General features: G+C 48.4%; 10 protein-coding genes. All 10 read right to left on the bottom strand.

Features of this window, described 5'->3' with window-relative positions; translation table 11 throughout:
* Positions 1-9: 9 nt before the first annotated feature.
* Entirely contained in the window at positions 10-762 is a 753-nt protein-coding gene (locus tag ACLW56_RS20440; protein ID WP_330985540.1) for a GolD/DthD family dehydrogenase, read from the bottom strand.
* Positions 762-2,078 carry an MFS transporter gene (locus ACLW56_RS20445; RefSeq protein WP_330985541.1) on the bottom strand — a complete coding sequence of 439 codons (1,317 nt, stop codon included), beginning with the start codon at positions 2,076-2,078 and terminating at the stop codon, positions 762-764. Before ACLW56_RS20445 ends, ACLW56_RS20440 begins: the two co-directional genes overlap by 1 nt.
* A gap of 235 nt (positions 2,079-2,313) precedes the next feature.
* Positions 2,314-3,222, bottom strand: a complete 909-nt coding sequence (locus tag ACLW56_RS20450; protein ID WP_330985542.1) for a chitinase — start codon at positions 3,220-3,222, stop codon at positions 2,314-2,316.
* Positions 3,223-3,483: 261 nt separating this feature from the next.
* A complete protein-coding gene (locus tag ACLW56_RS20455; RefSeq protein ID WP_330985543.1) occupies positions 3,484-4,656 on the bottom strand; it encodes an esterase family protein in 1,173 nt (390 codons plus the stop codon).
* 30 nt (positions 4,657-4,686) lie between these two features.
* Entirely contained in the window at positions 4,687-6,300 is a 1,614-nt protein-coding gene (locus tag ACLW56_RS20460) for a carbohydrate porin (protein ID WP_330985544.1), read from the bottom strand.
* 91 nt (positions 6,301-6,391) lie between these two features.
* Entirely contained in the window at positions 6,392-7,792 is a 1,401-nt protein-coding gene (locus ACLW56_RS20465; protein WP_330985573.1) for a glycoside hydrolase family 1 protein, read from the bottom strand.
* 20 nt (positions 7,793-7,812) lie between these two features.
* Positions 7,813-9,672 carry a PTS beta-glucoside transporter subunit IIABC gene (gene bglF, locus ACLW56_RS20470; protein WP_330985545.1) on the bottom strand — a complete coding sequence of 620 codons (1,860 nt, stop codon included), beginning with the start codon at positions 9,670-9,672 and terminating at the stop codon, positions 7,813-7,815.
* A 146-nt stretch (positions 9,673-9,818) separates the two neighbouring features.
* Positions 9,819-10,655, bottom strand: coding sequence for a transcriptional antiterminator BglG (bglG, locus tag ACLW56_RS20475; RefSeq protein ID WP_330985574.1), 837 nt, complete (start codon positions 10,653-10,655; stop codon positions 9,819-9,821).
* Positions 10,656-10,929: 274 nt separating this feature from the next.
* Positions 10,930-11,655 (bottom strand): phosphate signaling complex protein PhoU, encoded by a 726-nt coding sequence (gene phoU, locus ACLW56_RS20480; protein WP_097162475.1) that lies wholly within the window; start codon positions 11,653-11,655, stop codon positions 10,930-10,932.
* Between the two features lie 12 nt (positions 11,656-11,667).
* Positions 11,668-12,441 carry a phosphate ABC transporter ATP-binding protein PstB gene (gene pstB / locus ACLW56_RS20485; RefSeq protein WP_330985575.1) on the bottom strand — a complete coding sequence of 258 codons (774 nt, stop codon included), beginning with the start codon at positions 12,439-12,441 and terminating at the stop codon, positions 11,668-11,670.
* Positions 12,442-12,544 lie beyond the last annotated feature (103 nt).

The following is a 12,544-nucleotide window of genomic DNA, read 5'->3' on the forward strand; positions in this document are numbered from 1 at the left end:
CTTTGTCACTTATACGATGGTGTAACCGCCATCGATTATCAGGTTTTCACCGGTGATCATCGCGGCCTTATCGCTGGCCAGATAAGCCACTGCCGCCGCAATTTCATCCGGCATAGCAAAGCGCCCGGCTGGAATTTTGGCTTTCATGTCAGTGGCTCTCTCCCCTTGCCAGTAGCGTTTACCCAACTCGGTTTCCACCACGGTCGGCGAAATGGTATTCACCGTGATGCCGTGTTTTCCCCATTCTGCGGCCATCACTTTCGACGCAATCACCAGGCCGGCTTTACTGGTGCAATAGGCCGCATGGTTTTCCAGGGCAATCACGCTGGCCTGTGATGAGATGCTGATAATACGACCGCTGCCCTGGGCAATCATGTGGTGCCCTGCGGCCTGCGCCAGGAAGTACGGAGCGGTAAGATTGACTTGCAACGTCGCATCCCAACTCTCTTTCTTCACCTCAGACGCTGCCTCCAGAATGCCAATCCCGGCGTTATTCACCAGCACGTCGATACGGCCAAAGCGTTCAACAACCTGTTTGACTAACGACGGGATCGCGTCGATATCAGCGAGATCGGCAGAAATGCCGAACGTTTCCCCGGCCATCGCTTTTGCCTGCTCAACCACCTGCGGGTTTTTATCCACCATCACCACGGTTGCGCCAAATTCACACATCAGTTCGGTAATGGCGAGCCCAATGCCCGCAGACGCGCCCGTCACCATGACCACTTTCCCGTTAATGCCAAAAAATTCATTAATGTTCATTATTCATCCTTAAGAGAGTCTGCGGCGAGTTGAGATTCAACCTGCCTGAGGTTTTGTTGAGGATTGCGGATAAACCAGGTCAGCACGCCACCCAGGAAGTACAACGCGGAGTAACAAATCACCACGGTTTTGATGTCAAAAGAGGCGCTAAACAGCAGGGTTGCAATGGCTGGGCCGATGAAGTTGCCGATGCCTCCGCCCAGGTTTTGCACGGAGATAGCCGCCCCTTTGTGGTCGGGTGCGAGCATCGGGAAAATGGCCCCCATCGGGACAAATGAGGTGATAGTAAAAGCCAGCAGCAAGGCAAAAAAGATAGCCATTCCCAGATTGGCCGGGAAATAGAGCGGCATAAAATAAAACAGCAGCGTGGTCATCGTACAGCCGAAGAACCCGACCCAGCGCATCTGGAATAGCCAGCCAATTCTGTCGCCAATAATGCCCCACAACACGTTAGTGACGGGCTGCACGAGGAAAAATATTCCCCAGATTCGCATCCACTGTTCCGAGGTAAAACCGACTCCCGCCGAGGTGTAATGCAGCGGCATGAAAATAGGGAAGCCAAACAACGCCAGATTGCACAAAATACGAATAACCAGCGCCAAAAACATGCTCTTATCTTGAAAAATAAGCGTGACGCCGCGGCTAATTTCCAGCAATTTTTCGGCCATCGGAATGGCTGATTTATTTTGCGAAGGTAATTCTTTAAGCGTAAATAACGCGACTAGCCCGCCAACAATAACCCATGCGAGCGACATCCAGAGTGTGGCAATAAATCCAATCAGCGGAATGGTGACGCTGGGTAAGAAGGAAGCCACAATTCCGTAGCCAATCGTGAACATCGACCAGATCCAGCCAGTGGCAGAAGCCAGACGATGCGAAGGTGTGCGCTGCACCACCAGCACGTAAAACGCATAAAAGAACAGCGGATAAGCAAAACCACGAAGTGCGTAGAAAACGAGAATAAGCGGATAATTTTTGGCGGCCAGACCAAAGTGAATAAACAACACGTGGAAAACAGCCCACCAGACCACGCCCAACGCCATAATCTTCTTAGGGCCGTAAATTTCACTGATCCCCCCGGACAACCAACTGGCTATAGCAGCTGTGACGGCGTACACCGTGAAAATCATGGCACTTTGAGAAACATCAAAACCGATATCAATGATGTATTTAGAGAGGAAAGCTAACTCGACGCCGTCGCCCGTCATAAAAATGGCGATAGCGATATAACCCCAGAAAAGTTTAACCGGCATGCCAAAAACAACGCTTGAAAGCTCGGTCGACGACTCCGTGACGATGGATGTTTGTATTGTCATTTCCGTTGATTCCTGATCGTAAGAATTACTTAGAAGGAGTAACGCAAATCGCAGTATAAAAAACGAGCAAGGCGATACCTTTGTATGATGGTCACCTAAAGCTAAATACTGGCAGCCATAAAAGAATGAACCCACTTTTGTTCACAAATAAATCATTTGCAGCCTAAAATTCACCCGACTGAATTCAACAACGCCAGCAAATGCTGGCGTTGTGGGGATGGATTAATGCGTGCTATTACGCTTTCACCCCAGAAACAAAGCGGCGGGTATACTCACCCGGGGTTCTTTGTGCTGGATTACTGCTGGTGGTTAAATCCACATATTGATAGGAAGAGGGGTTATCACGGTTGAAATCCCACATGGCCAGAAAACCCATCCCTTTTTCCCGGGCAAATGCCGCGACGGTATCAGTATCATTCAACCCAAACATACTGTTGTCATCATTTAACCCGATCATTGGGGTGATGGCGACGTTAGCGAATCCACCAGTAATATGCAGTGATTGCATTTGTGCTTCGATACTGGTTGCAGCGTCAACAGCCGCTTCCCCCATCTTATTGCGATAATTTGGATCATAATAATCCATCGCCATACCATTTACGATGAAGGTTAATCCGGCATGTTTTGCTCGTTCAACAATATCCAGACCCGTGCTGGTTAATCCTGTAGGCAACGTTGGAAGAGTAAAAGAAAGTGTCAGCGCAGGATTTTTTTGCTGAATAGTCACCAATGCCTGCATGATATTACTCAGATTATATAAGCCATTTTCCAGATCAAAATCCAGACCGGAGGCTGAATACATATCAATAAAGTCTTGATAGATATCAACTAATTCCAGCACACTAAAGAATGTTGAAATATCGCTGTTTACTGCTCCCCCAAAAGAAATAACGGAAGAAAGGCCTTTCGCTTTTAATTCATTCGCTAATGGTAGCGCCCACTCTTTTGGCATACTGTCTTGTCCAGCCCAGCACGGCTTCTTCCCTGGCGAGAGCGTAATAAAGCTAAAAATCAGGCCATCCACCCCCCATTCTGCAGCCTCTTTCGAATATAACGGATTTGGTCTTCCATTAGGATAATTCTGCCAGTCTGACCATTCGGCATTCACGGTGACATCGATAAAGGGCATAATCTTCGTATTCATGTTGTTTCCTCGCAATAGCATTTAGAATAAGACATTCACTTGCTCAACGGCATGATGTCCGTTGATGGTTGCTAATCGTATCCTTGAGCGAGAAAACCAAATCAGATAAACATCACACTGTTATTTTGTCTAATAATTTAACCTGACTTCTTATATGAATAATGTTGTTGATGAGTGATTATCATTATGTCAGGTGGTGGATGTGATAAAAATTATAAATATTGATAAGAAGAAGGGGCCAGAGAACTGGCCCAGTGTGATTTATTTAAATATCTTCTGCACAAAGCTGGCATAGGCTGGACGCCAGACATCCATTTCGTGATTAAGATCCGGGTATTCAGCGTAATCGAAACGGATATGTTTTTGCTCCAACTCAGCCTTCAGGCCGGCAATATCTTTGCCAGTCACCACATCCTTTTCGCCAACCACAACGGTGAAATTACGAAGCTGCTGGTTGATGGCCTGCGGATTGTTAAACTGTGCCGCCACCCCGTTATCCTGAACCGTGGTGGTGGTTACACCACTAAAGGTGGCTAACCAGCCGAAGCTCTCAAGGTGATTCATCCCTGAAACCAGCGCCTGATAGCCCCCTTGTGACAGACCCGCTAACGCCCGCCCATCAGCATCTTTTCGCACAGTAAATTTTTTGTTGATCAAAGGGATAATGTCATTCATCAATTCCCGATCCACCGCTTTGGCATTCAGCGCATAAAACGCTTTTCGTCGGTCTTTAGGCGCAAAATTTTCGGGGATTGCTGCCGGAATATCGGCTTCGGTATCAGGCACGACGACCAGCATCGGTTTGATTTTTCCTTCAGCCAGTAAGTTGTCCATCACTTGAGGGATACGCCCTTGATCGATAGCGGAGCGCCCGGTATCGCCAAAGCCATGGTAGAAATAGAGCACGGGCAAGGCTTCGCTTTTCGGGGTGTATCCCGGCGGCGTCCAGACGAATATCTGACGTTCAGAGGCCAATGCTTTTGAGTGGTACGTGAGGGTAATCAAATCACCATGAGGCACGGCTCGGGTATCAAGCAGACTACCCGGAACCAGAATCATACTGGTGTTCACCTGGCGTTGCGGCTTGGTCATCGCCGTGCCGGTATCAATGCTACGCACGCCATCGACATTGAAATAGTATTCATAGAGATTGGGTTTCAATACCGGGCCACGCCAGCTCCAGACTCCGGACGCATCTTTTGTCATTGCATGAACGGCTTCAGGCACAGGAATGGCACCCGTCACCACCGAAACGTTTTTAGCCTCGGGCGCAAAGAAACGGTAAGTCACGCTATTGTCTTCATTCACCCGTGAAACATACTGGTTTACAGGCACGGAGGGATCGGGACTGGCGGGTAATGCGGCCGCCAACGCATGTTGACCCATAAAAATAGTGGCTATAAACAGAGACAGATAAGCAGTTTTACGATTCATCGTTAAGTCCTTTTTAAAATTATCAGTGGGTTACCACCAGATCTCAGCTTGCGCACCAACCGCAAACTGATCGTCTTTTTCATCTTCAAAGGCAAACTGATCTAATTCATTTTCCAGCGCTTTAATGTAAGTGGCGTAGAAACGAATTTCCGGGCGCGACGTCAACATACTGGTGTTCACTTTAAAGGTGTGGAACAACGTCGTTTTAAACCCGGACTCGTTGTATTTATCACCTTTCACATCTTTATTTTGTTGGGTAAAGTAGCCCAGCTCGACACCTGTCTGGTTATATTTGTTCCAGATATAGGCCGGACGAACCACTGCACGAATGGATTCAAAGTCTGAATGCGAGCCGGTTTCATAGCTGTAGATGTCGTTCCCAAAAGAATAAACCAACGCATTCGCCACGATAAAGTGGTCCCCAACATACGCTTCACCCTGAGAGGTTAAGCGCACAGCCGTACCGTCAGTATGATCGCCATAATAGCGCCCATTAAATGTCGTGAACGGGCTGGCACCGGCATATCGACCAAAGTTACTGGCAATCGAGTTGTTTGCCATCAGGAAGGAAAATTCGTTGAATCCGCCCGCATCAAATTTCTGCGTCAGCGCAGCACCCACCATCCAGGTATCTTTCCATTGATAATAACCGTTGTTATCCTGGTTATATTTTTCAGATGAACTTTCATTACCGGCGACATAACGCCCGGAGACCATCAGCGACGCTTTATCCCACAATGGGATATCTTTGTAGCGGATATCAAGGGTGTTGGTATTAATTTGCTGTTTGTTTTCCAGACTGCGGTCATAGTCATCGACGTCTTCGCGCACCAGGGCGATATCAAATTTACCCGGTCCCACTTTCCAGTTTTCGATGCCCACGCCCGCCGCGGCATCGGTACGCTGCGTTTTCCAGTCCAGCATCTGGATTTCAATTTTCGGTGCACCATGTTTACCGACCCAGAAATCCGCATCGGGTGCGAAAGGCAAGAATCCCTTCGTGGTGACATAGAGATCAGAGAACTGCATGTAGTTCTCGTTATTCGCATTATCGCCAAACCACCCCGTGGAATACTGCTGCCCAACGTTGCCATCAAGCATGACGACAGCATCAACACGTTTTTCACCATCGTCATACACGCGCTGTTTGAACTGCAAATCGAACCATCCCGAGTATTCATTCCCCAGGCGGCCAAGCGAACCGATGGCCCAGGATTTGGGTGAACCATGTGAGGCCGTTCCCCAGCCTGAGCGATAATAGCCGTTGTAGCTAAAGCCAATCTCATCTTTGATAAACTTGCTGATGTCTTTCAGGGTCATGGAGGAATAGACCACTTCATTACCGCCAGCACTTTTTTCTGTATTTTTTACGACAAGCGCTTCTGGTTTCTGTGAGGCTTTTGGCTGGCTGGCAGCCTCCGTTGCGTTGGTTTTCGCTGAAACTTGCGCTGACGCCTCGTGAACCCAGAACGACCTCCTTTTACTCTCTTCTTCTTTATATTTTTTAAGTTCCAGCTGAGTTTGCCTGAGCTCTTTTTCCAGCATTTCAAATCGCTGTTCCACCGTCATGGGCTCAGCATTCACAGAAAAAGAAAACGGCGCCATCAAAAACAGAGCAGAAGTTATGATATTTTTTCTGAACATAATATCCCTATAGTATTTAAAAGATAAAGGAAACCCGACCGCATAAATCAGCGCTTATGCGGTTTTGTAAAATAGTCAGGATTGGTTTTTATTATTTCAGTTGTTGTAGCGACAACCCCCTTGTACGAATCACTTCGGCATACCAGTAAAAACTGTCTTTACGAATGCGGGATAAAGAACCGTTGCCATCATCATCACGGTCGACATAAATGTAGCCATAACGTTTAGACATTTGCGCGTGAGAGGCACTGACGAGATCAATAGGTCCCCAGCTCGTATAGCCGAGAATATCAACGCCATCTTCAATCGCTTCCCGGACTTGTACCAGATGATCGTTCAAATAATGAATTCGATAATCATCATGAACTTTGCCATTCGCATCAACCCGGTCTTTTGCGCCTAATCCATTTTCCACAATGAACAGAGGTTTTTGATAACGATCCCATAGCTCATTAAGCAGGATTCGTAATCCCGTTGGATCAATTTGCCAGCCCCATTCAGAACTCTCCAGATGAGGATTCGGTAGCATATTGAGAATATTGCCCTGAATTTTATTATTGATGGTTTCATCATGCGAAACGCATCCCGTCAGGTAATAGCTAAAAGAAATAAAATCGACAGTGTGCGATAAATCCTTTTGGTCCTGCTCGGTCATATCAATCTGAATATTATGCTCGCGGAAAAAACGCAGCATATAACCAGGATACGAACCACGCGCCTGAACATCACCAAAAAACAACCAGCTGCGATTTTCCTGCATAGCCTGCAATATATCGCCAGGATGGCAACTCAGCGGGTAAACCAGGCCACCTAACAACATATTGCCGATTCTGGCATCAGGGATTATCTCGTGACAGACCGCAACCGCTCGCGCGCTTGCCACCAACTGGTGATGGATCGCCTGATAAATGTCGGCTTTTTCACTCTGTTCAGGCAGGCCGACGCCAGTAAAAGGGGCGTGCAGGGACATATTGATTTCGTTGAACGTCAGCCACAATTTGACCTTGTGCTGATAACGCGTAAACACCGTTTTCGCATAGTGCTCAAAGTGCTCAATAACCTTTCGGCTTCCCCATCCGCCGTAGCGTTTCACCAGGTCATAGGGCATTTCGTAGTGGGAGAGCGTCACCAGCGGCTGAATATTGGCTGCGGCCAGTTCATCAAACAGCCGATCGTAAAACGCTAAACCCGATTCGTTTGCCTCGCTTTCATCCCCGGAAGGAAAGATTCGTGTCCACGCAATCGAGACGCGCAGGCAGGTAAATCCCATTTCAGCAAACAGCGCTATGTCGTCGGGGTAGCGATGATAAAAATCAATCGCGGTATCTTTTAGATTTTCTTTGCCAGGAATACGCTCCTCCATTTTCCCCATAACACCGTTGGGCTGAACGTCAGAGGTTGAAATCCCCTTATTATCGCTCTGCCACCCCCCTTCAATCTGGTTAGCGGCGGTTGCTCCGCCCCAAAGAAATGCTTCAGGAAATGCTTTCATCATGGTCTGCCTCATCTGATTTACGGGATAATGGTTAACACTCGATCTGTGGCTTTTACAGGCTCGTAGCCCACCACCAATACATCCGTGAAGTCGTCGCTGTTGCTTATCAACACGGGCGTTGTTAAATCAAAGCCTGCGGCGGTAATGGCCGGGATATCAAAAGTCAGCAGGAGAGCGCCGACGTCGACCTCATCACCGGCCTGGATATGTGCCTGGAAATACTGACCTTTGAGTTTGATCGTATCGATGCCCACATGGATGAGAACTTCAATACCTTCGTCTGACTGAATACCGATGGCATGCCGGGTTTCAAACAAAGACGCGATTCGGCCCTTCACGGGCGAAAGCACTTTTCCTTCGGTCGGTACAATGGCAATCCCTTTGCCCAGTAAGCCACTGGCAAACGTCGCATCTGCTGTTTCTGATAAGGGTTTGAGGGTCCCGGTGATGGGGGCATATACCGTGATTTCTTTAATCCCCTGGTTTTCAACTAAAGGGATAGTGGCCGCAACCACAGGTTCTTTTTTGAAAAAATGAAATGCCATCGTTCCTGTGAACGAAAACCCCACCGCAATGGCACATCCGATCACACTGGCCCACACCGTAGAGTCGATCCCGGCGGGAGGAATAGTTTGCATGAACGTGAAAATACTCGGCATGCCAAAGGAGTACATTTTGGTCTGCGCTAGCCCGGTTACGACCCCCCCCACAGCCCCACTCAGACAAGCGATGGCAAAAGGATATTTACGCGGCAAATTGACGCCATAAACGGCCGGTTCGGTAATGCCAAAAAGCCCTGTAAGTGCCGCGGAACCTGCCACCACTTTTTTCTGTGCATCGCGTTCACAAAGAAATACCCCCATTGCAGCACCCGCCTGCGCAAGCACGGCAGGCAGTAAGAGCGGCATCATGGTGTCGTAACCCAACACACTGAAATTATTGATGATTAAGGGTACCAATCCCCAATGGAGACCAAACATCACGAAAATCTGCCACATCCCTCCCATTACACCGCCAGCAATCCAGGGAGAAGCGCTGTAGAGATATTGATAAGCCAGCGCCAGCAATTCGCTTAGCCCCATCGATAAAGGCCCAACCGCCAGAAAAGTGAGTGGTGTGATGATCACCAGGCAAAGTAAGGGCGTAAGGAAATTTTTAATCGCTGCGGGTAGCCAGGCGTTGAGTTTTTTCTCGAGGAAACAGCAGACCCAGGCGGAAAAAATGACAGGGATCACCGAGGAGGTGTAATTGATGAAGGTTATCGGAATACCGAGAAAATGCAGCACCGCCGCATCCGGATTTTGTGCATGTTCAAAGGCACGCAAAACCAGCGGGTGTGTCAATGCGCCGCCAATCACCATGGTGATGAAAGGATTACCGCCAAATTTTTTGCCCGCGGTATAGCCTAAAATGATCGGGAAAAAATAGAACAGCGCATCGCTGGCGCTGAACAGCAGCAGATAGGTTCCACTGTTTTCTGTTGTCCACTGACACGTTAGCGCCAGCGCCAGCATGCCCTTTAAGATCCCTGTAGCGGCCATCAGCCCGATAAAAGGGGTAAAAATCCCTGAGATGGTGTCGATAAATTGATTAAAGAAGTTCTCTTTCGTTTTTCCCTGTTGGGTCTCGCTTTGTCTTCCTCCTGTAATCGCCCTCACAGCAGAGAAGACATCCGCGACATGGTTTCCAATCACGACCTGAAACTGACCGCCACTTTCCACAACCATGATAATGCCAGCGGTGCTTTTTAACGTTTCCGCCTGCGCCTTGTCCTGATCCCTGAGCTTAAAACGCAGCCGCGTCGCACAGTGGACTAAGCTAATGATATTGTCCTGCCCACCGACACCAGCCACAATTTTTCTGGCTAATTCCTTCATACCTTTTCCTCAACCGTTCCACGGCAATGACCAAAAAAAAACCTGAGGGAAATTGCCTGTGCCTAAGACAATTTCCTTCAGGTTTTGCCCGCGTCATGCGGTAACAATCCTTTATGATGAATGCTTCACTAACCGACTAATATGGCTCAACGCTCCTTTCGGACACGTTCAATATTGATAGCCAGGAACATAATTTCTTCAGTAGTGACTTTCCGGTTGTGGTGCAAACCAATAAAAATAGCTACGCGCTCTGCACATTGCCATGCATCAAAATAGCGGCTTTTCACGGCCTGCTGCAAAATAACATCATCGTTGGCAATGGCATTAAATTCGAGAATGCGATAAGAAAAAAATTTAAGGTGTGTCACTAGCCGTTGATAGCTCAAACTGCTTTCATCATATTCAAGTTTAAAATGAAACTTAATGAACTGTAATATATCGCGCATAAGCTGTGAGATCCCGGTAACAATATCCATACTCCCGGACATTTGTGCACTCACAAAATGCATCGCAATAAAACCCACTTCATCTTTTGGCAGCCGGACACCTAACCGGCATTCAATAATATCTAACGCTTCCTCCCCCAACTGAAACTCTTTAGGGTACAGCCGTTGGATATCCCAGATCAATGCGTTGGGCAGTGCGATATTCTTAGCATGGCGCTCAAGGGCAAACTGACAGTGATCGGTAAGAGAGATATAGATACTGTCCTGGAGTTTTCCCAGCCGGGTTTTCGCCAGTGAGATAATTTTGTCGCAGGTAGTCATGACTTCCAGAGGAATTCGACTAAGCAGCTCACTTAATTTCCCTGTCAGTTCATGACTGCTTAACACATATTCTTTTTCAATTTTCCCGGCATCAACATAGCCACCAGACTGTTTTTGAAAACCCAGACCTCGCCCCATCACGACTTTTTCACAGTGATTGTGGTCCACAATCACCAGAACATTATTGTTTAATACTTTTGTGATTAACATCATGATGAGCAGGACCTCTTCTGAAAACAAATAATCCGGTTGCGCCAGATAACGACTGACTCAACCAGGTTTTGCCTGCAAAAGCAGTAACAATCCAGTCATTTAACGGTGAGAATAAAATTAAACTATAGGGAGTGTATGCATACAGAAGGGGAAATCAATGAGTGAGTTTACGGAGTGTGATTATCTTCGCTTTTATGCTTTTTGGTGACGATTTTCAGAATAGTACTGAAATATACATAACCCCAATGATTTATTAATTGGGGTTATGTTTTATCAATCACTCTTTCGGGTCTTTCCCTGCCAGCAGCTTATCCAGCTCATCGCCGCCAACATGACGGAAATCCTGCCCTTTCACGAAGTAGAAGATGTATTCGCAGATGTTCTGGCAGCGGTCACCGATACGCTCGATAGAGCGGGCGCAGAACAGCGCGGTCAGCACGCTTGGAATGGTGCGGGAGTCTTCCATCATGTAGGTCATCAGCTGACGGACAATGCCTTCATACTCCTGATCCACTTTCTTGTCTTCGCGGTAAATACGCACCGCTTCGTCAAGATCCATACGCGCAAACGCATCCAGCACGTCATGCAGCATCTGTACGGTGTGGCGGCCCAGCGATTCCAGGCTAACCAGTAACGGCTGGTGCTGCTGGGAGAATTTCTCCAGCGCGGTGCGGCAGATTTTGTCCGCAACGTCACCAATACGTTCCAGCTCAGCAATAGTTTTGATGATGGCCATTACCAGACGCAAATCGCTCGCGGTTGGCTGACGTTTAGCGATGATGCGCACGCAGGCTTCATCAATCGCCACTTCCATCATGTTGACCTGCTTGTCGCCGTCGATAACTCGCTTCGCCAGTTCCTGATCCTGGTTGTGCATGGCGGTGATCGCATCAGAAAGCTGCTGCTCCACCAGCCCGCCCATGGTCATCACCTGAGTGCGGATATGCTCCAGCTCTGCGTTGAACTGGCCAGAAATGTGTTTGTTGAGGTTAAGATTATCCATGGTTAACTCCGATCAACCGTAGCGGCCAGTAATGTAGTCTTCAGTTTGTTTCTTCGCAGGCCTGGTGAACAGCGAATCAGTATCGCTAAATTCAATCAGTTCGCCGAGATACATAAACGCGGTATGGTCGGAGCAACGCGCCGCCTGCTGCATGTTGTGGGTCACGATAACCACGGTGTAATCCTGTTTCAGCTCAGTGATCAGCTCTTCGATACGCCCTGTGGAAATCGGGTCCAGCGCTGAACAGGGCTCATCCAGTAGCAACACTTCCGGGCGAATCGCAATCCCGCGCGCGATGCACAGACGCTGCTGCTGACCGCCGGAGAGAGAATACCCGCTCTGATGCAGCTTATCTTTAGTTTCGTTCCATAATGCGGCCTTGGTCAACGCCCACTGCACGCGCTCGTCCATGTCCGCACGGGACAGCTTTTCAAACAGGCGTACGCCAAAAGCGATGTTGTCATAAATCGACATCGGGAACGGCGTCGGCTTCTGGAACACCATCCCGACCCTGGCACGCAGCAGGGCGATATCCTGAGTGTTGGTCAGAATGTTGTCGCCATCCAGCAGAATTTCACCCTCAGCACGCTGATCCGGGTACAGCTCAAACATTTTGTTGAACGTACGCAGCAGCGTGGATTTACCACAACCCGACGGACCGATAAACGCCGTCACCTGGTTCCTGGCGATATCCAGGTTGATGTTCTTCAGGGCATGGAACTTGCCGTAGTAGAAGTTCAAATCGCGAACTGAAAGCTTACCCGGGGTCGTCTCAACCATACTCATCTCAATCTCTTCCTCATTCAGCGCCGCATCCGCCACGCTGTAAAAATGAATCATTCATCATGCCTGATGGCGCTACGCTTATCAGGCCTACGGTGTTGCAGGC

It is taken from the genome of Pantoea sp. sgz302252, assembly GCF_047713085.1.
In the GTDB taxonomy this organism is placed as follows: Bacteria; Pseudomonadota; Gammaproteobacteria; order Enterobacterales; family Enterobacteriaceae; genus Scandinavium.

Bases quoted from the DNA above. Each gene is read 5' to 3' on its own strand.
- phoU (WP_097162475.1), bottom strand. From the start codon at position 11,655: ATGGATAATCTTAACCTCAACAAACACATTTCTGGCCAGTTCAACGCA.
- ACLW56_RS20465 (WP_330985573.1), bottom strand. From the start codon at position 7,792: ATGAAAGCATTTCCTGAAGCATTTCTTTGGGGCGGAGCAACCGCCGCT.
- ACLW56_RS20455 (WP_330985543.1), bottom strand. From the start codon at position 4,656: ATGAATCGTAAAACTGCTTATCTGTCTCTGTTTATAGCCACTATTTTT.
- ACLW56_RS20440 (WP_330985540.1), bottom strand. From the start codon at position 762: ATGAACATTAATGAATTTTTTGGCATTAACGGGAAAGTGGTCATGGTG.
- pstB (WP_330985575.1), bottom strand. From the start codon at position 12,441: ATGAGTATGGTTGAGACGACCCCGGGTAAGCTTTCAGTTCGCGATTTG.
- bglF (WP_330985545.1), bottom strand. From the start codon at position 9,672: ATGAAGGAATTAGCCAGAAAAATTGTGGCTGGTGTCGGTGGGCAGGAC.
- ACLW56_RS20445 (WP_330985541.1), bottom strand. From the start codon at position 2,078: ATGACAATACAAACATCCATCGTCACGGAGTCGTCGACCGAGCTTTCA.
- ACLW56_RS20460 (WP_330985544.1), bottom strand. From the start codon at position 6,300: ATGTTCAGAAAAAATATCATAACTTCTGCTCTGTTTTTGATGGCGCCG.
- ACLW56_RS20450 (WP_330985542.1), bottom strand. From the start codon at position 3,222: ATGAATACGAAGATTATGCCCTTTATCGATGTCACCGTGAATGCCGAA.